Origin of the sequence: Natronorubrum thiooxidans, assembly GCF_900156475.1 — an archaeon.
Classification (GTDB): domain Archaea; phylum Halobacteriota; class Halobacteria; order Halobacteriales; family Natrialbaceae; genus Natronorubrum; species Natronorubrum thiooxidans.
The window spans coordinates 147,825-166,654 of record NZ_FTNR01000003.1 but is presented as its reverse complement, the minus strand read 5'-3'; the positions used below and the strand labels follow the sequence as shown (position 1 = coordinate 166,654).

The following is an 18,830-nucleotide window of genomic DNA, read 5'->3' as shown; positions in this document are numbered from 1 at the left end:
GGCCCGTTATTCGTCGACACAGGCAGCTTCAAAGACGGTCTCGTGGAGCCGATCTGCGACGATTTCCATCAACGGCTCCATGTTTCGCGTGTCCGCGCGATTGTACTCGACGAGCGTCTCGAGTGCGCCCTCGTCGCCGCGTTCGTACTCGTGCCAGAGGCGGACGGCATCTCGGCCGCTGAGGTCGGGTCGGTCACGGTCGATTCCGAGCTCGCGTTCGATCGTTTTCAGGCCACCGTCGAGTCCGATCTTCTTACAGGGGTACATGAGATCGACGTGCGGTGTCGTCACCTCGAGGTCGTAACACGTCTCGAGGAAGGGAACGTCGAAACGCTGGCCGTTGAAGGTGATAAGCAGCGACGACGCCTCGAGTTCGGTCTCGAGCCGTCGGGCTGTCAGATCTCGATTTTTGACGAACGTTTTCGTCTCGCCGCCCCGATGGACGCTGACGGTCGTCACGTCGTTGATCGTCGCGTCGAGCCCGGTCGTCTCGATATCCAGAAAGCAGGTCTGCTCGCTGACGTTCTCATAACACCGCCATCGGCTGGCGGCCGGCAGTGCCTCGATGAACGGGGCGACGTCACCGCGCTCGAGATGGGTCCGGCCCTCGTCGATGAACGTCTCGATACGGTCGGCCAACGTCTCGCCGACGACGCTGCCGTCGAACTCGTCCCAGTGGGTGATTCCCTGCTGCCAGAGGCGTCGTTCGGTGGTTTCCCCGACGCCGCGGACGGGAATGAAGCTGTTCTCGATTCGCACACCAGCTTCAGGGTCGCGAGTGGACTAAAAGCGATTGGATCGCGACGGTGACCGGCCGGCTTTTGGGACCGGCTCCCGTAGACCGTGTATGGTCGACCACGACGATGAACTCCTCGCGGCCGTCCGTGACCTCACGCGGACGATCGACGACCTCCAGCAGGAACTCGAGTCCACACAGCGCCGCTCACGACGTCGGCCGCCAACACTGCGGCCACCGACGCCTCGAGAACTCCTTGCCTTTACCGACGAGGTCGCCTTGCCCGCGACGATCGCCATCCTCGAGGCCAGCGTGCGCGCGCTCGAGGGGTTCCAGCGGGCGCTTGCACTCGCACGGACCGAACGGGACGTTCGCGACCGAACGACCGAGGCGACGAGCGCCACGAGCAAGCGAGCAAGTGAGCTCCGGCAGACGACGCTCTCACAGCTCGACGGCGTGCTGGCTCGCCTACAGCAGGCCGCAACCGACGGAACGTTGCCTGCTGACGAAGGCGCACGCGAGTTACTCACCGAAGCACGCGAGTTACGTGACGACGTTGATAGCCGACTGCGGGACGTCGGAACCGACGTCGAACAGCGACAGGCAGACGCGACGGATTCGATTCGAATCGATATTCAGGAGGGCCATCCCAACGAGCCAGAAGACAGTGATGACCCCGCCTCTCGCGTCGACGTCGATGCCGAACTCGAGACGCTGAAAGACCAGTACGGGGACGAGAGCGAGGACTCGAGCGATACTGACAACGGAGAGTCCGGGAGCGCAAACGATGAAAACGGGGCCGCTAGTGAGAACGACGAGACGACTGTGCCCGAGAACGACGACGACGCTGATCCCGACGGGACCGATTCCGGACGCTAGACTGGGTCGAACCGGTAGCCGTCCCAGTCCTGACTGTCGGGTTCCCGGATGCCGGCCCCGGGTTCGCGGAGTTCTTCGGTGTAGACCGGCTCGACTTCGTCGCCGGTCTTGACGTCGTCGGTCGTGAGTTGGACGATCGCACGCACCGACTCGCCCTCCACATCGAACTCAACGATCGCGAGCGTGTTGGGCTCGCGGACACCGGGTGGGGTGGCCGTACTTTTTGTCCATGTCACTACTTCGGCGGTATACTCGCTGAGGTCGATCGTGTCCACTGGTTCCGTGCCGCCGGGGCCGCGTGGGTGCCCGGGGTAGCTGATCGAGCCGTCCTCGTACTCGTACGCTTCCATCGTCATTGTGCTGCCTCCATAATCGTGGTAATCACGCAGTTGCCAAAGCCGCCGACGTTACAGGCCAGGCCGATGTCGACGTCGACCTGTCGTGGGCCGGCTTCACCCATGAGCTGTTCGTAGATCTCGACACCCTGTGCGACGCCGCTTGCTCCCAGTGGGTGGCCTTTCGATTTGAGCCCACCGGAGGTGTTGATCGGCAACTCGCCGGTGTCACGCTCGGTGTAGCCCTCCTCGACGAGTTTCCAGGCCTCGCCCTGGTCGGCGAAGCCGAGCCCCTCCATCTGGAGGAACTCGAGGATGGTGAACATGTCGTGGAGTTCGGCGACGTCGATGTCGTCGGGGCCGTAGCCGCTCATCTTGTAGGCTCCCTTGCCGCTCTCGACGACCCCGCCCATGATCGTCGGATCCTCCCGTTCGTGGACAACGTGGGTGTCGGTCGCCCCGTCGATACCGGCGATGACGACGTACTCGTCCGTGTACTCTTTCGCGACCGACTCGGGACAGAGCATGAGTGCGGCCGAGCCGTCCGTGATCGGACAGAAGTCGTACAGCCGCAGCGGGTCGGCGACGATCGGCGACTCGAGGATCGTCTCTAAGTCGACTTCCTTCTGGAACTGGGCATGGGGGTTGTCGACGCCGTTTTTATGGTTCTTGACGGCGACTTTCCCGAGACTCTCCCGGGGTGCGTCGAACCGTTCCAGATAGTGGCGCGCCGTGAGGCCGGCAAACGACGGCAGCGTCACGCCGGTTTTGTACTCGGCAGGATGGGTCAGCGACGCGATGACGTCGGTCGCTTCGCCGGTCGTCCGATGAGTCATCTTCTCACCGCCGACGAGCAGTGTCATCTCGCTTGCGCCGCTGGCGATCGACTGCCAGGCCGCGTAGATCCCTGCGCCGCCGCTGGAACTCGTCTGGTCGACACGCTGGGTGTACGCTGGCATCGCATCGAGGTCGTGTGCCAACGCGTTCGGCACACCTGTCTGGCCTTCGAACTCGCCGCTGGCCATATTTGAGACGTACAGATGCTCGACATCTTCGGCGTCGACACCTGCATCCTCGAGACACTCGATTCCCGCCTCTGCGAGGAGGTCAAGAATCCAGCTCTCGCGTTGCCCGAACTGGGTCATTGAGGCTCCGATTACTGCAACACGTTCCATAGCTTACCAAATTATAGTCAACAATTTATATGTAAGGGTAAGCGTACGCTCGGCTGTCACGAGTCACGGCCTCGAGTTCGGAAACCGGTTCGACGGTCCCTACGCAGACTCCGCCGCGGCCGTTCGCAACTCGGTCGCGCGCGAACGCGCCTGTGAAATCACTGCAGGACGGGCTTCGAACTCGACGATGACGTCTTCGTCGCCGTAGGTGACGTCGTCGACGTTCGCATTGTCGTGGATCCACGACACGACGCTCATCGTCTCGTCGGTCATCGGCATGAGGAGTCGCTCCTCTTGCCACTCCGGCAGCTCCGCGTCGATCCGCTCGAGCAGCGCGTCGATGTTCGTTCCCGTTTTCGCACTGACCGTCACCGGGTTCGGTGCGAGCGCTGAAAGCGCTGCGCGTTTCTCCTCGAGGTCGTCCTCGTCGACCGCGTCGATCTTGTTCAACACGGTCACGATCGGCGCTTCGTTGCGCTCATAGAGGGTGTCGTGACAGGTGACGAGTTTCTCGTGGATCTCGTCGATGTCCTCGCTGACGTCGACGACGAGCAAGACCAGATCGGCCCGGTAGACCGAATCGAGCGTCGATTTGAACGACTCGACCAGCCAGTGGGGCAGATCGCTGATGAAGCCGACGGTGTCGGTCACCAGCACGTCTCGTGGCTCGATCGCCGCGCGTCTGGTCGTCGTTCCCAACGTCGTGAACAGCTTATCCTGGGATTCGGCGGTGGGATCGAGATCCGGATGGAGGCCGTCGTTCTCCTCGACCGCTAAATCGTCGGCGAGTTGGCGCAGCAGGGTCGATTTCCCGGCGTTCGTGTAGCCCGCAAGCGCGACCAGATCGAACCCGGAGTCGCGTCTGCGCTCTCGGCGCTGCTCTTCGGTCTGTTCGATCTGCTCGAGTTCGTCCCTGATCCGGCTGATCTGGTTTTTGATGTCCTGTTCGCGACTCTCGTCGTACTCACCCAGGCCCATGAAACCGGGATGTTCCTCGCGTTTGGCCAGGCTGGTCTTGGCCTCGGCACGGGGCAGTTCGTATCGGAGTTCGGCCAACTCGACCTGAAGCTGTGCCTTCCGCGTCTGGGCGCGCTGGCCGAAAATCTCGAGGATCAGGGTAAACCGATCGATGACTTCGACGCCGTCGGGTAGCAACTGGCCGAGGTTGTACGTCTGGTAGGGACCGAGCCGGTTGTCGAAAATAACGGTCGTCGCGTCGGTCGCGACGGCTTCCTCGGCGAGTGTCTCGGCTTTCCCCTCTCCAAGCTGGAGGGCGGCATCGGCCCGCCGTGACTGGGTAACCTCGCCGACGACGGTGTACCCCGCCGCTTCGGCGAGCTCACGGATTTCGCTCGTATCTGGTGTTCCGGAATCGACGCGTTTGGCGATAAGTGCTCTCATATGGTTACAAACTGTGGGTGTCACTCGGGCAGTCGTGGCGACTCGAGACGGACCGCTCGTCGATCCGGTGAGCCAGCCGTTGCGTGCGCCGGTCACGCCGGCACTGTCGTCGGCGCGGCGAGTGCCCGATCACGCTAGGAATGCCGGCCACACACCTCCGTTGGACGGAGTAATCATACATTCCAGTACGCGCCCGACGGTCTTGAATCCCGTGCTCGAGCGGATCGCCAATTCGTGAGATCACAACAGTCATTGTTGCCGACTCGAATACGAAGCCGTGATGCTAGACGTCGATCCGGCCACGCTCGCCCTCGAGTTCGGTGGCAGCGCGGTCCTCGGTGGGGTGTTGGGGTTCGCGACGAAACAGGTCGCAAAGCTCGTTGCGATCATCATCGGCGTCCAGCTGATGGCCTTCCGATATCTCGAGTCACAGGAAATCGTCATCGTCGACTGGAACCGCCTTTCGGTCGGACTCATCGAACGGCAGGCACAGACACAGGCCAACCACTGGTTCGAATCGGTGCTCTCGATGTTATCAGTCGGCGCTGGATTTACCAGTGGCTTCCTGATCGGATTTCACAGGGGGTGACATCCTCCTCGCCGTAAACAGCGAGGCTTCCCACGCATGGGGAATACCGGGCTTGCCGGTAAGGTTTTAAGACTCATACGCTCCAAGCGTCATTTGCGTAGGTGCGCTCGGCTTGGGTGGTCTTACGGCGGTGTCACAACCGCTCCCATCCTGTGGCGAGTCATCGTCACACGTTTTCCAAGTGCAACTCTCTCCCCACGGGTCGACCCGTTGAGCGATGCTTGCAGCAGCACTGATATCCGCCTGAAATGTCGAAACGTGGCACTCGTCGTTCGTGCATCGGAGTTCTGCTTGCGTACTTCGCTTCCCGATGTGTCCGCACTCATGGCACGTTTGGGACGTGTAGGCTGGATTCACGTATTCGACCGGGATGCCGGCCTCCGTCGCTTTGTCCTCAACACGATCCTGAAGCCGTGCAAAGGCCCATGCGTGGAGTCGCCGGTTCATGTACTTGCCGTAGTCCAAGTTCTCACGGATGTACGTCAAGTCCTCCATTACGATCACCGGGTTCTCGAAGGTGCCAGCGTATCCGACGACCTCGCAGCTGGCCTTCTCGAGGATATCCGTGAGCGCGTTCTGGTAGTAGTCGAACCGTTCGTCAATCCGCCATTCAGCATCGCGTTCCTGTAGTCGCTGAAGCGTGGTCGACATTTCCTTTCGGAGGTGTTTCGCACGCTTGCCACTCCAGAGAACGGGTCTTGTCGGTGTACCGTGCTTAAGGCCACAGGCCGTAATTAGCGCAGTCTCACCAATATCAAGCCCGACTGGTGTGGTGTCACCGTCCGCAGTCGGTTCTTCAATCGGATACTCGACGGTGACGTGAAGTACCCAATTCTTCCGGTGGCGTTGAAGCCGGATCTGACCGGCCTTGGCATCCTCGCTGAGGAGATCGTGCCAGAGGTCTTCTTGATCCGGGTTGATTCGAAGCGGAATCCAGAAGTTCGTACCACGGCCTGGCCGTGGTGCCCACCACGTGAACTCGTGTTCACGTTCGCTCGAGTGGTCGAACTTCGCAGCTTGGTTCGTGAGTCGGAGTGGATGTTCGTCGTCGATCTCACGGGCGTTGTACGTCTTCCGAAGCTTCGGGACGTAGTTGCACAGAGCAGCTTTCGCCTGATACGGAAGGTCGTATGGCGTCACCACGTCACTGACGCCGTTCATCGTGTCCTCGCCACTCTCGAAGGCGTCGTCTAACGCTTCACGGTACGTCCCGAGTGTATCCTGTAGCTTCTCCTCTTTGTGAGCCGTAGGCGGAGCAAGCGTCGCTTGGAGTGTCTTAGTCGCCGTAGCCGACATTACTGATCCTCCACGTAGTCCATGAGAACGTCGATACCCACTTGGCCAGTACTGGCGAGGAAATATCCCGGTTGCCAGAACGAATCCTCGAGCGTCTGTTTCACTTCGGGGTACTCACTCCGAACCTTCCGTGACGTGACGCCCTTCAGCGAGTTGATGAACTTCGTCATGTCAGTGGTCGGTTTCGCGGTGAACAAGATGTGGATGTGATCGGCCCCACCATTCACGTTCTGAATCTCGACCCCGAAGTCTTCCGAGAGTTCGTTCGCAATCTCGCCGATACGTTCTGCGATTTCTTCGGTGAGAATGGTCGCACGGCACTTCGTGACGGTCACAAAGTGATATTGGAGTGCATAGACCGTGTGCGACCCGGTTTGAAGGTTGTACTTCATTTGGCCTCACTATATTCTACTCGGCCAATTATGTTAAACCTTGTGACGTGAGGTATTCGGTTGGCTGTAGCTCGTGGTTTGCGTAATCAACCGACGCGATTCACGCCCGCCGTAAACGGCGGGATTCTCTCGCTGTTTAAAGATAGCACAGTGGATCGGCCGCAACCGACTCCTGCCCGCGTGTCTTATCGAGTCTTGAGATCGTCTTTGTCCTTGACGATCTCCGTCTCCGCTTTCCCACTCGTGTGTTCGTTAACGACGTCGTAGAAGTCGTTTTGCATCCCTGCTGGGAATGTTATCACGCCGATCCAGGAGCCGTCGGGCTGCCACTCTTCGCGTTCGAGGTCGCCAAACTGGCGGACCTGTGCCTGTGCACTGCCGGCGTAGTCGGCGGGGATCTGTACCGCGATCGTCACCTCTTCGAACCGGATTGGGATCACCGGCCGAAGGTCATCGAGCGCCTCGTCGACCTGCGTCTCGACCGGCTCCATCGGATCGACGGTAAAGCCGGCCTCCTCAAGCGCGTTCTCGATGCGCTCGGGCGGATGCGGCGCGTTGTCCATCTGGGGATTGACGGCGTTGCGCGCGATGGTGTCGATCAGCTGTTTGCGCTTTTGCTCTTGCATCTCACGGCGCTGGTCGGCCGTGATCTGGATCTCTCCCTGTTTGATGACTTGGGGGATGATTTCGAGTGGCTCCGTCGTGTCAAAGACGTTCTCGAGGTCGTTTTCGGCTGGCCGGTCGCCACGCGAGGCGTCCTCGAAGACGTCCTCCGCGGCGATGACTTCCTCGAGGTCACCGTCGAACTCATCGCGTTTGATCGCCAGTGCCGCTTCCGGATCGACCAACACTTCGAAGCGCGCCCCGTGTGACTCGAGTCGTGCCGTCACTGCCTCGTCGAGTGATATCATACCGAAGCATACCCCCGGCCCGTTAAAAGAGCTTTTCCTGCCGGTCGCTCTCGCATGGGACGTGTGTGGTCGTCAAAACGGAAAACGGAATCGGTGGTCGATTACTCGTCGGCTTCGTCAGCGTCGCCCTCTTCACCCTCATCGAGGAGGTCGTTCTCCTCGAGGTGGGACTCGATCGTGTCGTGATCGAACTGCTCGAAGGATTCGCTCTCGACGTCGATCGTCGCGAGACCGACTTCGTTGGGGAGCAGCGAACCCTCGTTGACCGACGCGAGGGCGTCGAGTGCGAGCGCGATGCCGCCGTCGAGGTCGGCTTCCTCGTCGTAGTTCTCCTCGAGATACTCCTGCAGTTCGCCGCGGTCGGAGCCGACGGCAAGGGCCTTCCACTCGTATGGGGTCCCCGACGGGTCGGTCTCGAACAGCCGCGGTTCGCCGTTGTCGATACCGCCGACGATCAACGCGACGCCGAACGGGCGGGCACCGCCGACTTGCGTGTACTGCTGGATGTGGTCGGTGACTTCCTTGGTCAGCGTCTCGACGCCGATCGGTTCGCCGTAGCGCAGCTGGTTGACCTGCGTCTGGCGTCGAGCGAAGTCGATCAGCTGGCGCGCGTCAGCCACGTGGCCGGCGCTTGCGATGCCGACGTGGTTGTCGGCCTTGTGAATCTTCTCGACGCTCGAGTCCTCGAGCAGCGGGGAGGGGACTCGCTTGTCGACGGCGAGAACGACGCCATCTTTCGTTCGGACGCCGATACTCGCTGTTCCTCGTTTGACCGCCTCGCGGGCGTACTCGACCTGGTAGAGTCGGCCGTCCGGCGAGAAGATCGTGATACCTCGGTCGTATGCCTGCTGTTGTTGTTGTCCCTGCATAGTCTCACACTAAATCGCAATCGAGGTCTGTCGCACCCACGAACGCCTCATCGAGTCGCACATCTGCAACGCATTCCTGCACGACGGCGACTCGCTCTTCGTTCCCGAACACGACGTTTCTCTCTTTAGAATCTTGCTCACGGCGTCCTAAATACTTTTCTTCAGCGGCACGGATCGTGCCACTGATACCGCAGACAGAAATTCCGACGGGTGCACCGTCTATCTCGTCAATACAGGACAGCGCCGCACGAGCAGGGTCCGTCTCGCCACGACGGACGCGAACGATCGCCTCGCCGGTTTTGCCGGTACACTCGAACTTGATGACTGTCATATCGGCTCGAGCGCTCCCCGGATCGCCAAGCAGGTTCTGGGCCGCATACCAACACTCACGCTGGAAGGCTCGCCGCCCGATGGATTCTCCGGGCCAACTCTCAAGTTCGACGGCGAGATACCGCCAGCGCGGCTGGAGATGTTTCGGGAGGTGTTTCATCGTTTCCAGACACTCCAGAGCGCGTGTTCCTCAACGCTGTTCTTCATATCGCCCTCGTTCGACACCGGGCTCAATGAACGACTCGGACTGAATCCGTCGATTCCGCTCGGCGAGCCGTTGCCACTCGGTCAATCCCTCGGTAATAAACTCACTCGAGAAACCGAGTTGTTCACCGACTGCCTGTAGCTCTCGTGGCCCGCGCAACTCGAGATGGGAGGTCGGATCCGCGCTGACGACGTACGGCGCGTCGTAGTAGTCGACGATCTCTTTGAGTTTGCGAAGCGACTGGATGACTCTGACCCGCTGGCCCCCGCTCTTGCGAAGCACCCCCGAGAGGTTGAACTCGAGTCGGACGCCGTTCTCGACGGCGGCTTTGACGAGCACGTGGTTGACGTCGCCGCGGTCGGCCATCGGATGGGTGAGGACGTCGAGCTTCTCGTTTTCGACGGCAAACCGGTTCAGGGCGTTCGTGCCGCCGTGAAGCGCCAGAATCGTCTTCGAGGAGCGATAGTTACCCACCGAGCCGCCGGCTTCCTGTGGATTGGTGGCGCGAATCTCCAGGCCAGAGACGACGTCAATCCCGTAGGCTTCGCTGATCCGGTCGGCGTCGTATTCGGCACGCGAGTCGGCGTGGTTGCGGACGACCACGCCCTCGAAGCCGTAGTCGGCCGCCGTTTTGGCGAATCTGGCGACCGTGCTCTGTCCATCGGGGTGGGCGTGGACGGCCTCGTACATACTCGAGTCGTCTCACGGCGGCGACTTGGGGTTTGCGCCATGCGGCCGCGAGGACGCCTATCTAGAATCTAGAATCAGCCGGACGCGTGAGCGAACCGAGACGCATTGCTCCCCACCGAAACGAAGCGAATAGAGCGAGAGACCGTCAGTTGAGAATCGACTGGGCGACCGTCGCGAGCTGACCGTTGTCGGCCTCACGGAGTCGGTCGTCGCCGATCTTCAGCCGCAGGCGTGGTCGGCCAACGTCGATCGGAACCTTTTCGGTGTCGATCAGACCCATGTCCTCGAGTTTGGTCTTCGTCCGGCTGAAGGTCGCCTTCGAGGCGATTCCGACGTCTTCCCCCCACTTGCTGATATCGTAGAGCAGGGCTTCGTTTTTCGCGGCGACCAGCAGTGAGATGGTGACTTCGTCGAGTCCGTCGCCGTCGCCGCGGGCGGTCTCGAGCGAGTTGAGAATCGCGGTAAAATCGGCTTCGGCGTCGGCGCTGATCTCCTCGGCAAGCGTCTCGCGGACGGCCGTAATCGGAGGGGTTCGGAGATTGAACGCGGAGGCATCTGCCCAGCGGTCCGCGTAGGTGTCGTAGGTGTCCTCGACGAAGCTCTCGTCGTCGGTGATCAGCCCGCCGACGCGGCTGCCGGCGTGGACGATCGCGATGACGCGGTCGTCGGTGATCAGCAGCGAGTTCTCGGGGGCTTCCTCGAGCGTTCGCAGTCCGAGGGCCTCCTCGCTGATGAGATCGGCGGCGTTCGAGGCGACGATGAAGTCGTCCATGACGTCTTTGAGCGTCCGCTCGTCGGCGAGCATCTGCACCGACGGCAACTCGCCGTCGAACGCGGTCGCAACGGAGACGAACTGTTCGATGGCATCCGCCGACGGATTGACCATGTAGACGTCCCCGGACGCCTCCTCGAGGACAGATTCGAGGATATCGTCAATCTTGTGGTTGAGTAAATTCGAGGTCATCTCTATACAGAAGTAAACGATTGCGAAGCACTTAATTTTGTTGGCCGTTTTGGCGTCACAACTTGAACTCTGGTGATGACACCGGTAGTTTTTGTCGAGTCCTCCATCGATTCTTTCATATCGTTATAGAATCATTTTTGATTTCGGAGACAATAGTAGTGTCTTCGATACCTGTATCAAACAGTGATCGTGCCAGCGAGTCTCCGAAACGGCCTCCAAAAAGTGGAATGCTCGTTGTCTCCCGGTTCGACTCTCGTCGATCCACAGCGCGTGGTTCGACGGTTAGGCGAGGAACTCTTCGATGTGGTCGGCGACCTCTTCGGGCGTGTCGCCGACGGGGACGCCCGCATCGTTCAGGGCGTTGATCTTGCTCTCTGCGGTTCCGGTTCCGGAGCCGGAGACGATCGCACCGGCGTGGCCCATCCGTTTGCCCGGCGGCGCAGTTCGGCCGGCGATGAAGCCAGCCACCGGCGTGTCGACGTGGTCGTCGATGAACGCGGCGGCTTCCTCTTCGTCTTCGCCACCGATCTCACCGCACATGACGATCGCGTCGGTGTCGGGGTCGTTCTCGAACAGTTCGAGGGCGTCGACGAAGTCGGTGCCGATGATCGGGTCGCCACCGATACCGATGGCGGTGGTCTGGCCGATGCCACGGTTGGTCAGGTTGTCGACGACCTGGTAGGTCAGCGTTCCCGAGCGGGAGACGAGGCCGACGTTACCCTCGGCAAAGATGTTGCCGGGGAGAATACCGAGTTTGGCCTCGCCGGGCGTGATGAGGCCGGGACAGTTCGGACCGATGAGACGGGTATCGGTCTCGGAGAGGCGCTTGTTGACACGCGCCATGTCCTGAGTCGGAATGCCTTCCGTGATCGCGACCGCGAGGTCGAGATCCGAGTCGAGCGACTCGAAGACGGCGTCACCGGCAAAGGCCGGCGGGACAAAGATTACGGACGTGTCGGCGTTTTCTTCCTCGACGGCCTGGTGGACCGTATCGTACACCGGCACACCGTTGACTTCCTGACCGCCCTTGCCGGGAACCGCACCGGCCACGACGTTGGTGCCGTACTCCATCATCTGTTCGGCGTGGAACTTGCCTTCCCCGCCGGTGATGCCCTGTACCACGACGCGCGTGTCGTCGTCGACTAGAACGCTCATTATTCGTTCACCTCCCCAGCGTACTCGACGGCACGCTGTACTGCGTCCTCGAGGGTCTGTTCGACCGTCACGAGGTCTTCGTTCAGAATCTCCATGCCTTCCTCCCAGTTGGTACCGGCCAGACGGACGACGACCGGCTTGGGGATCTCGTCGAACTGCTCGAGTGCTTCGTTGATCCCCTTGGCGACCTCGTCACCGCGGGTGATGCCGCCGAAGATGTTGAAGACGACGCTGTCGACGTTGTCGTCCGAGAACACCATATCGAGCGCGTTCGCGATTCGGTCGGCTTTCGCACCGCCACCGACGTCGAGGAAGTTGGCTGGTTCGCCGCCGTAGTAGTCGACGAGGTCCAGTGTCGTCATCACGAGGCCGGCACCGTTGCCGATGATCCCCGTGTTCCCCTCGAGGCGAACGTAGTCGAAGCCGTACTCGTCTGCCTTCTGCTCGAGGTCGTCGCCGGTGCTCGCTGCTTCGGCTTCCATCTCGGCGAGTTCGGGCTGGCGGAACAACGCGTCTTCGTCGATGTTCATCACGGCGTCGGCCGCGATGACCTCGTCGTCTGCCGTGACCATCAGCGGGTTGATCTCGGCGTCGGAGCCGTCTCGGTCGTCCCAGAGTTCGTACAGCGTCATGAGGACGCTCGAGACGTCACGCGCGACGGCCTGATCGACACCCGCGTCGTAGACGGCCTTGCGAGCCTGGTAGGGATGCATGCCGAAAGAGGGGTCGATGTGCTCTCGCGCGATGGCGTCGGGGTCTTCCTCGGCGACCTCCTCGATGTTGACGCCACCTTTTGTCGAGACCATCGCGACGGGCTTGCCCTCGCCACGGTCCATCGTGATCCCGACGTAGAGTTCGTTGACGAAGTCGACGGCTTCCTCGACGAGTACGCTGCCGACGTGGTAGCCTTTGAGGTCCATCCCCAGAATCTCGTCGGCTGCCTCGCGCGCTTCGTCCTCGTCGTCGACGAGTTTGATCCCGCCGGCCTTGCCACGCCCACCGACCTGTACCTGTGCCTTGATTGCAACTGGATACCCAACCTCGTCGGCCGCGGCGACGACGCCGTCGACGTCAGAGGCGAGTTGAGAGGCTGGCGTCGGAATGCCAGCGTCGGCGAAGACCTGCTTCGCCTGATATTCGTGGAGTTTCATAACCATTCGAACGGCCGTTGCGCCCTTGCTTAAATCCTGTTAGTTTCACTCGCGGTGATCGGTCTCTCGATTCGTGATCTTGCCACCGCACCCGGCAATTGCGGTCGTTTTGACGCGCCTCTGGTGACAGGAGATAACTCGTTTCTAAATGAATTTATCGACTGTTTGGACGCGAGCAACCCGTGACCGTTCTGCGGGCTTTCAAGTGTCCACTGCGGACTTGGCTATGGCAAGGACTCACGTGATTCGATGATGCGCCACCAGACTGAAGAACCCGCTAAACTGCGTGCGACCGCAACAGTTGACTCCTGCCAGTGATAATCGAACACCGAGCGAACGGCCATCGGAAGTGGCCCACCCCACACACATGCTCGTCACCGTCGTCATCGGCCGGAGGCCGACCTGACGTGACCACCCCCACCGCGACCCACAGCAACTGGGCGTGGACCTCGTCACTGAAGCGGGGACTCCGCTTGCTGGTCCACAGCAACCTCTTTATTTCGCTGGCAACGGTCAGTGTTTTGGTTACGACGGTCATCCTCGCCGAGTTGCCACTCGAGGCGCTGCCGGTGTTTATTGTCTTCGCGGCGACGCTGTTCGTCTACACCGTCAACCGATTTACCGACCTCGAGGAGGACGAAGCTAACGTCCCCGAGCGGGCAGCGTTTACGAAACGGTACGGCTGGCTCCTGTTAGCGCTCGGCGTCGGACTCTACGTCGCCGCCATCGCGGGCGCGATCGTCCTGGGGCTTGAGGGCGCGATCTATCTGTTGTTGCCGCTCGTCGTCGCCCTGCTGTACTCCGTCGGCGGCGTCAAACAGCTCTTTCTTGTCAAAAACCTCGTCGTGGGCTTCGCCTGGGGGGCGATCCCGCTCGGGGCCGGCTACTACTACAACCAGCCGTGGTCGCTCGAGATCCTCGTAATCACGGCCTACGTGACCGCGATGATCACCATCGCAGCAGTGATCTTCGATATCAAGGACATCGAAGGCGACCGCGCGGAGGGGATCGCGACCGTGCCAAACCGGCTCGGCCCGGTGGCGACGCGACGCTACTCACAGCTCGCCAACGTCGCCGTCGCCGTGGCTGTGGTCTGGCTCGTCGTCGTAACTTCGCTCTCGAGTTCGTTTCTCTCCGTGCTCGCGATGAACGCCTACGTCGCGTGTTACATCCCCTTCGCGACGCCGGATCGCGGGCCGCTATACTACGGCTTCGTCGTCGACGGCGAACACGTGTTTCTCGCTGCCGTCGTCGTCGCACTCGAGTGGCTCGTCTGGTGAGATGACGCAGGCGACGAGTGCACCGTCTTGCGGTGCTCGCATCGCGGAAACTATCAGATACATCGTATTATGGAATTGGAGGCAAGACGACTGATCGAATGAAATAGCTTTCCGGATAGTAAAATATACTACAATCTGTAAGATATGAAAATTTGATAAGTTATATAAAACCACACTTACCTGTTTCTGTCATGAATAGACGACGATTGCTGGCAACACTCGGAACCGTTCCAACGATCGCTCTCGCAGGCTGTACGAGTAGCACCGATACCGACGAAGTCGAGGGTGACGATACTGACGGCGAAAGCGACGACGACAGCACAGATGACACCACCGAAGCGGACAGTGAGCCGTCGCTGGACGACTTCGAGTTCCCAGAGCACGCGAGTCGAACCGAGATCGACGCGGTCGCCTTCGCCGACGCCCACATCGAGACGATCTACGACACTGGCTCGGCCACTGTCTCGAGCAGCCGTGAGCGCGAGTTCGGACGCCATTCGGACGAAGAGCAAACCGAGTCACGAGTATCCATGGACGGCATCCATGCGACTCGAGACAGAGATCGCTACAAAGAACAGGTCTGGACACTCCACGGCGAGTCCAGCGGGTTGCTCCGCCGTGAGGGCGGCTTCCGCGAGGAGTATCAGATCACATCGGACGCACCGAGCACGAACAACGTCCTCGAAGAACGCACTCTCGAACGGTTCACCTCTGGATTTTCTTTCGGCGAAGCGACGGCGGTAGTCGACATCGACGGTACGCTCACCGCCCGGTATGACGCGGAATCAGTCGCTGATTCGACCGAGCTCGAACGATTGGTTCATGCAGATTCTGTCGAGGACGCTACGGGATCGATCTTCATCACCGAAGACGGCGTTCTCAAGCGGTTTAGTTACGACATCGAAGCTAAGGGACGCCACGAATCGATGAGTGAGACGACTGAAATAACGTATTCAGCTGTCGGAGAAACAATGGTGGCCGAACCGGAGTGGGCGGAAACCGCCCGTTCGAAGGGACGACAGTTTACGCCAAGCGAAACCGACGACGGCTATCTCGAACTCGAACTAGTCAACGGCGTTCCGATCCCCGCGGGTGCGGACGTCAATATTAGCGTCGAGGCCGGATACGATTCCCTGCGGCTACCGGAAGAACTCACGGTCGGCGATCGAATCGTCGTCGCAGTCGACGGTGAGAGTCTGTCGGTCGCGATAAACGACACGCCAGCGTCACCAAGTAACATCGACGCTCGGTACGGCCATCTGGGAATCCGAAGCGACGGCTTCCCGCTCTACGAAGGATCGATCCCCCTGTAACGTCGCAGATAGCTGGGATCAGACTGATAGCCGAACGACTGGAGATCAGTCTCGGTCGGTGTCGCTCCAGTCGCAGTCCTGGCACTTCCAGCCCGTGACGAACTCGGTCACAGAGGGCATGTAACCGACCTCGAGGACGCTTTCGCCACAGTCGGGACAGTCCTTGTTGGCATCTGTGATCGACTCAGCTTCCATCACCGACCCGTCTTCGATCAGCTCCGCGAGTTTCTTGCCCGTGACCATTCGGCCCTGCACGACGCGATTCTCGCCCATACTCGAGTCGTTGGCTCGGTATTCCTAAGGGCTTCCGGTCACCGCAATGGGCTGCCGCCTCAAAACGCCCGATTCCGGTGCATTCGAGCGATTCGGACCCGATCTCGAGCCGCCAACGAGGTGAATCGAAAATCGGACGATTTAACCTCACGAGGGAGCAATGATCGGTTGCGTGCGAGGGTAGCCAAGCGGCCAACGGCGGCGGACTCAAGATCCGCTCGTGTAGACGTTCGTGGGTTCGATTCCCTCCCCTCGCACTGACCAACAGTGCGGCAAGAGCAATATCTTGCCCTCGCAAACTTCTGTGACGACCCACACTGGAAAGCAATAGGTTCGTCGGTCCGCTGTCGCGACCATCAGTTGCAATTGCGTATCAAACAGTTATCCACTGGGCCGTGGGAGGGGTACCCGCATGTCCCCCGAATCAGAGAGCGACGAAGACGTCGAAGAAGCAGAACCCGACGAGGAGGAATCGGGACGCGAACTCGAGTTCGAGCACTATCTCGCCCGTGAAGAGGTGATCGACCACTTCGAGTCGTTCCTCGACGGGTTCGACGACGGCGACACCGTCACGATGTCCTTCGGCGACGAGACCCTCGAGTTCGACGCCCCGCCACACATGCAGTTCGAGGTGGAGTACGAGGAACACGGTGACGAACGCGAACTCGAGTTCGAACTCGAGTGGCGTGTCCAGGACGAGGATTTTGAAATCGGGTCCTCCGAGTAAGCAAGATGCGGCGGAAGCCGTGGACTAATCGAGCGCACAGCGAGCCCGAGACGAAGTCCAACCCCTTTTGGGACAGGCCCGCCGACGGGAGACAATGAGCGAACGCGAAGACGAGTCTCGGCGGGCAAGCGTCGCGCTCCGCGCGGCGACCACGGGGGCGGACGTCGCGGCGGCGTCGTTTCGAACCGATCTCGAGGTCGAACGAAAGGACGCGAAGACGGACGTCGTCACGCAGGTCGATCGAAACGCCCAGACGCGGGTGATCGAGGTCATAAATGAGGCGTATCCGTCAGAGCCGATCGTCGGCGAGGAAGCGGACGCGTTGAAACGGGTTCCAGAAACGGGGTCGGCCTGGATCGTCGATCCGATTGACGGGACGAACAACTATGTCAACGGCAGTCGCGCGTTCGGGACAGCCGTCGCGGCAGTTTACGACGGCGAACCGGTCGCTGCGGCGACAGTCTGTCCTGCACTGGGGGATACGTACCGCGTCGGTCCCGACGGCGCGTTTCGTAACGACGAGCCGCTTTCGGTGAGCGACTGCAGTGATTCCGAGGCCGCGACCGTCTGCCCGACGTTCTGGTGGGATTTCGACCACCGGGAGGAGTACGCCGCGGCGACGCGAGCCATCGTCGAGCGCTTTGGCGACATGCGACGGTTCGGCTGTGCCCAACTCGAGTTGGCGATGGTCGCCGCCGGCGCGCTCGAGGGGACGATGACGAACCTGCGGACGAATCCGTGGGATACCGTCGCCGGCGTTCAGTTGGTTCGGGAAGCCGGTGGAACCGTGACCGACCTCGAGGGGAACCCCTGGCGACACGACAGCACGGGACTGATCGCCTCAAACGGAGCCGTTCATGATGACCTGTCTGCTGCGACACGGGAGATCGATCGACCGACGTAATCACCGTTGTCTCGCTTGTCACGAACTGTCGGAAACCGGAAACGGTAAGCGCCCACCCCAACGGATATCGGTCATGGACGAGCTTATCGAGCGGTATGGGCCCGAACGGCTCTGGGCCGCGACCGTTGTCCTCCTCGCCGGCGGTGTCACGCTCGCTGCCCTGCTGTTCCCCCAGCGCGTGTACGTCGACATCATCTGGCAGTACTTTTGGGGGCCAGTGGTCGCCGACGCTCACGGCTGGAGCTGTATCACGTGGGCGGGCGGTGAACAGGTACACTGTAACGACGCACCCGGAGACCCCGGTCCGACCGCCGCACCGGGGTACACCGTCGTCTCCTATGCGGGCTACATCCCAACGCTGATCCTGCTCGTCATCGGGATCTGGTTTTACATTCGTCGCCTTGAGATCGAACGCTATCGAGCGGGCTTTTTCGCGCTGTTCCCGTTCATGCTGTTTGGCGGTGCGCTCCGGACAGTCGAGGACGCGAACGTCGCTGCCTACCGCGAAACGGCCGAACTCGCGATCCAGTTGCCGTGGTCCGGGTTCCTAATCAGTCCGCTGATCTACTTCACGGTCTTTCTCGTCGCGGCAGTGGCGGTGTTCGTCTCGGTGTGGCTCGAGCGAAACGACTCCGTGTCGGGGTATGAGTACCCGCTCGTCACGATCGGTGCGCTCGCACTCGCGATGACGCTCGGCTGGCTCGGCTATCTCGCGGCGACGACGTCGTATCTCGAGTTTTATCCGCTGATTCCGACGATCGTCCTCGGAGCGGCGACCGTTTCGACGGCGATCGTCTGGACGGCCATCCAGCGGTTCGCACCCGACCTGAATCGCGGCACCGGCTATATGGGCATCATCGTCATCTGGGCCCATGCAATCGACGGCTTCGCGAATCAGCTCATGCTCGACTGGTCGCACGTGTGGAATCTCAGCTACAGTCCCAAACACCCGGTCAACGACGCGATCGTCAGCGTCACCGGCTCGGTCCTCCCCGCCAGCGTCACCGACGTTATCGGTGCCGCCTGGCCCTTTGCACTCCTGAAGCTCGCCGCCCCCGTCTTCATCATCTGGATCTTCAACGAAGAAATCTTCGAGGAGAACCCTCGGTTTGCAATCTTGATGATGATCACTGTCGTCGCCGTCGGGCTCGGGCCCGGAACCCGTGACATGCTCCGAGCGACGTTCGGGATCTGACGGCTGCGACGCGCACTATTCTGCCGACGGCACTGTCACTCGAGCAACGCCACTTCGCAT

The 18,830-nt window shown here is 60.9% G+C and carries 21 protein-coding genes and 1 tRNA gene; 8 read left to right on the top strand and 14 right to left on the bottom strand.

Translation table 11 applies throughout. The annotated features are described in order from the left end of the window. Positions 1-6 precede the first annotated feature (6 nt). On the bottom strand, positions 7-759 hold the full coding sequence (locus tag BW940_RS06065) for a ribonuclease H-like domain-containing protein (protein ID WP_076608306.1): 753 nt from the start codon (positions 757-759) through the stop codon (positions 7-9). Positions 760-847: 88 nt separating this feature from the next. On the opposite strand from BW940_RS06065, the gene BW940_RS06060 reads away from it, so the two are divergent. Beyond that, positions 848-1,615, top strand: coding sequence for a DUF7547 family protein (locus tag BW940_RS06060; protein ID WP_076608305.1), 768 nt, complete (start codon positions 848-850; stop codon positions 1,613-1,615). On the opposite strand, the gene BW940_RS06055 is transcribed toward BW940_RS06060, so the two are convergent. From BW940_RS06055 to hflX, 3 genes are all read right to left on the bottom strand, one after another. Beyond that, positions 1,612-1,971 (bottom strand): PhlB family protein, encoded by a 360-nt coding sequence (locus BW940_RS06055; RefSeq protein WP_076608304.1) that lies wholly within the window; start codon positions 1,969-1,971, stop codon positions 1,612-1,614. The genes BW940_RS06060 and BW940_RS06055 overlap by 4 nt on opposite strands. Next, positions 1,968-3,125, bottom strand: coding sequence for a thiolase family protein (locus BW940_RS06050; RefSeq protein WP_076608303.1), 1,158 nt, complete (start codon positions 3,123-3,125; stop codon positions 1,968-1,970). Before BW940_RS06050 ends, BW940_RS06055 begins: the two co-directional genes overlap by 4 nt. Before the next feature lie 99 nt (positions 3,126-3,224). Then, positions 3,225-4,526: a GTPase HflX gene (gene hflX, locus BW940_RS06045; protein ID WP_076608302.1), complete on the bottom strand. Its 1,302-nt coding sequence runs from the start codon at positions 4,524-4,526 to the stop codon at positions 3,225-3,227. A gap of 280 nt (positions 4,527-4,806) precedes the next feature. Here hflX and BW940_RS06040 point away from each other — a divergent pair, with 280 nt between their 5' ends. Then, a complete protein-coding gene (locus tag BW940_RS06040; RefSeq protein WP_076608301.1) occupies positions 4,807-5,115 on the top strand; it encodes an FUN14 domain-containing protein in 309 nt (102 codons plus the stop codon). A 66-nt stretch (positions 5,116-5,181) separates the two neighbouring features. Here BW940_RS06040 and BW940_RS06035 read toward each other — a convergent pair whose 3' ends face one another. The 9 genes from BW940_RS06035 to sucC all read right to left on the bottom strand — a co-directional run bounded on the left by BW940_RS06035 (position 5,182) and on the right by sucC (position 13,078). After that, the gene (locus tag BW940_RS06035) at positions 5,182-6,411 is read right to left on the bottom strand and encodes an RNA-guided endonuclease InsQ/TnpB family protein (protein ID WP_076608300.1); all 1,230 of its coding nucleotides are present in this window, start codon (positions 6,409-6,411) and stop codon (positions 5,182-5,184) included. Then, positions 6,411-6,803, bottom strand: a complete 393-nt coding sequence (gene tnpA, locus BW940_RS06030) for an IS200/IS605 family transposase (protein ID WP_076608299.1) — start codon at positions 6,801-6,803, stop codon at positions 6,411-6,413. The genes BW940_RS06035 and tnpA overlap by 1 nt, the downstream gene beginning before the upstream one ends. A gap of 185 nt (positions 6,804-6,988) precedes the next feature. Next, positions 6,989-7,714, bottom strand: coding sequence for a ribosome assembly factor SBDS (locus tag BW940_RS06025; RefSeq protein WP_076608298.1), 726 nt, complete (start codon positions 7,712-7,714; stop codon positions 6,989-6,991). A gap of 101 nt (positions 7,715-7,815) precedes the next feature. After that, entirely contained in the window at positions 7,816-8,583 is a 768-nt protein-coding gene (gene psmA, locus BW940_RS06020; protein ID WP_076608297.1) for an archaeal proteasome endopeptidase complex subunit alpha, read from the bottom strand. A 4-nt stretch (positions 8,584-8,587) separates the two neighbouring features. Next, positions 8,588-9,073 carry an Rpp14/Pop5 family protein gene (locus BW940_RS06015; protein ID WP_076608296.1) on the bottom strand — a complete coding sequence of 162 codons (486 nt, stop codon included), beginning with the start codon at positions 9,071-9,073 and terminating at the stop codon, positions 8,588-8,590. A gap of 30 nt (positions 9,074-9,103) precedes the next feature. Next, positions 9,104-9,808 carry an RNase P subunit p30 family protein gene (locus BW940_RS06010; RefSeq protein ID WP_076608295.1) on the bottom strand — a complete coding sequence of 235 codons (705 nt, stop codon included), beginning with the start codon at positions 9,806-9,808 and terminating at the stop codon, positions 9,104-9,106. Between the two features lie 145 nt (positions 9,809-9,953). Continuing rightward, positions 9,954-10,772: a transcriptional regulator TbsP gene (gene tbsP / locus BW940_RS06005; RefSeq protein WP_076608294.1), complete on the bottom strand. Its 819-nt coding sequence runs from the start codon at positions 10,770-10,772 to the stop codon at positions 9,954-9,956. 282 nt (positions 10,773-11,054) lie between these two features. Beyond that, positions 11,055-11,927 (bottom strand): succinate--CoA ligase subunit alpha, encoded by an 873-nt coding sequence (sucD, locus tag BW940_RS06000; RefSeq protein WP_076608293.1) that lies wholly within the window; start codon positions 11,925-11,927, stop codon positions 11,055-11,057. Further along, positions 11,927-13,078 carry an ADP-forming succinate--CoA ligase subunit beta gene (gene sucC, locus BW940_RS05995; protein ID WP_076608292.1) on the bottom strand — a complete coding sequence of 384 codons (1,152 nt, stop codon included), beginning with the start codon at positions 13,076-13,078 and terminating at the stop codon, positions 11,927-11,929. The genes sucD and sucC overlap by 1 nt, the downstream gene beginning before the upstream one ends. A 407-nt stretch (positions 13,079-13,485) precedes the next feature. On the opposite strand from sucC, the gene BW940_RS05990 reads away from it, so the two are divergent. Next, positions 13,486-14,358 carry a UbiA family prenyltransferase gene (locus BW940_RS05990; protein ID WP_076608291.1) on the top strand — a complete coding sequence of 291 codons (873 nt, stop codon included), beginning with the start codon at positions 13,486-13,488 and terminating at the stop codon, positions 14,356-14,358. A 191-nt stretch (positions 14,359-14,549) separates the two neighbouring features. Further along, positions 14,550-15,671 (top strand): DUF7537 family lipoprotein, encoded by a 1,122-nt coding sequence (locus BW940_RS05985; protein ID WP_143823872.1) that lies wholly within the window; start codon positions 14,550-14,552, stop codon positions 15,669-15,671. Between the two features lie 45 nt (positions 15,672-15,716). Here BW940_RS05985 and BW940_RS05980 read toward each other — a convergent pair whose 3' ends face one another. Beyond that, positions 15,717-15,944: a DUF5795 family protein gene (locus BW940_RS05980; RefSeq protein ID WP_076608289.1), complete on the bottom strand. Its 228-nt coding sequence runs from the start codon at positions 15,942-15,944 to the stop codon at positions 15,717-15,719. Positions 15,945-16,118: 174 nt separating this feature from the next. Between BW940_RS05980 and BW940_RS05975 the strand changes: the two genes are divergently transcribed. The 4 genes from BW940_RS05975 (at position 16,119) to BW940_RS05960 (ending at position 18,770) form a co-directional block, all read left to right on the top strand. Continuing rightward, positions 16,119-16,201 (top strand) — tRNA-Leu (locus tag BW940_RS05975). Positions 16,202-16,356: 155 nt separating this feature from the next. Beyond that, a complete protein-coding gene (locus BW940_RS05970; protein WP_076608288.1) occupies positions 16,357-16,671 on the top strand; it encodes an amphi-Trp domain-containing protein in 315 nt (104 codons plus the stop codon). A gap of 94 nt (positions 16,672-16,765) precedes the next feature. After that, positions 16,766-17,575, top strand: coding sequence for an inositol monophosphatase family protein (locus tag BW940_RS05965; protein ID WP_076608287.1), 810 nt, complete (start codon positions 16,766-16,768; stop codon positions 17,573-17,575). A gap of 73 nt (positions 17,576-17,648) precedes the next feature. Further along, on the top strand, positions 17,649-18,770 hold the full coding sequence (locus BW940_RS05960; RefSeq protein WP_076608286.1) for a DUF63 family protein: 1,122 nt from the start codon (positions 17,649-17,651) through the stop codon (positions 18,768-18,770). Positions 18,771-18,830: the final 60 nt, after the last annotated feature.

Coding starts and splice junctions, on each gene's coding strand:
- BW940_RS06040 (WP_076608301.1), top strand. CDS start 4,807: ATGCTAGACGTCGATCCGGCCACGCTCGCCCTCGAGTTCGGTGGCAGC.
- BW940_RS06025 (WP_076608298.1), bottom strand. CDS start 7,714: ATGATATCACTCGACGAGGCAGTGACGGCACGACTCGAGTCACACGGG.
- psmA (WP_076608297.1), bottom strand. CDS start 8,583: ATGCAGGGACAACAACAACAGCAGGCATACGACCGAGGTATCACGATC.
- tnpA (WP_076608299.1), bottom strand. CDS start 6,803: ATGAAGTACAACCTTCAAACCGGGTCGCACACGGTCTATGCACTCCAA.
- BW940_RS05970 (WP_076608288.1), top strand. CDS start 16,357: ATGTCCCCCGAATCAGAGAGCGACGAAGACGTCGAAGAAGCAGAACCC.
- sucD (WP_076608293.1), bottom strand. CDS start 11,927: ATGAGCGTTCTAGTCGACGACGACACGCGCGTCGTGGTACAGGGCATC.
- BW940_RS06035 (WP_076608300.1), bottom strand. CDS start 6,411: ATGTCGGCTACGGCGACTAAGACACTCCAAGCGACGCTTGCTCCGCCT.
- BW940_RS05960 (WP_076608286.1), top strand. CDS start 17,649: ATGGACGAGCTTATCGAGCGGTATGGGCCCGAACGGCTCTGGGCCGCG.
- BW940_RS06010 (WP_076608295.1), bottom strand. CDS start 9,808: ATGTACGAGGCCGTCCACGCCCACCCCGATGGACAGAGCACGGTCGCC.
- hflX (WP_076608302.1), bottom strand. CDS start 4,526: ATGAGAGCACTTATCGCCAAACGCGTCGATTCCGGAACACCAGATACG.
- BW940_RS06060 (WP_076608305.1), top strand. CDS start 848: ATGGTCGACCACGACGATGAACTCCTCGCGGCCGTCCGTGACCTCACG.
- BW940_RS05985 (WP_143823872.1), top strand. CDS start 14,550: ATGAATAGACGACGATTGCTGGCAACACTCGGAACCGTTCCAACGATC.
- sucC (WP_076608292.1), bottom strand. CDS start 13,078: ATGAAACTCCACGAATATCAGGCGAAGCAGGTCTTCGCCGACGCTGGC.
- BW940_RS06015 (WP_076608296.1), bottom strand. CDS start 9,073: ATGAAACACCTCCCGAAACATCTCCAGCCGCGCTGGCGGTATCTCGCC.
- BW940_RS06055 (WP_076608304.1), bottom strand. CDS start 1,971: ATGACGATGGAAGCGTACGAGTACGAGGACGGCTCGATCAGCTACCCC.
- BW940_RS05965 (WP_076608287.1), top strand. CDS start 16,766: ATGAGCGAACGCGAAGACGAGTCTCGGCGGGCAAGCGTCGCGCTCCGC.
- BW940_RS05980 (WP_076608289.1), bottom strand. CDS start 15,944: ATGGGCGAGAATCGCGTCGTGCAGGGCCGAATGGTCACGGGCAAGAAA.
- BW940_RS06050 (WP_076608303.1), bottom strand. CDS start 3,125: ATGGAACGTGTTGCAGTAATCGGAGCCTCAATGACCCAGTTCGGGCAA.
- tbsP (WP_076608294.1), bottom strand. CDS start 10,772: ATGACCTCGAATTTACTCAACCACAAGATTGACGATATCCTCGAATCT.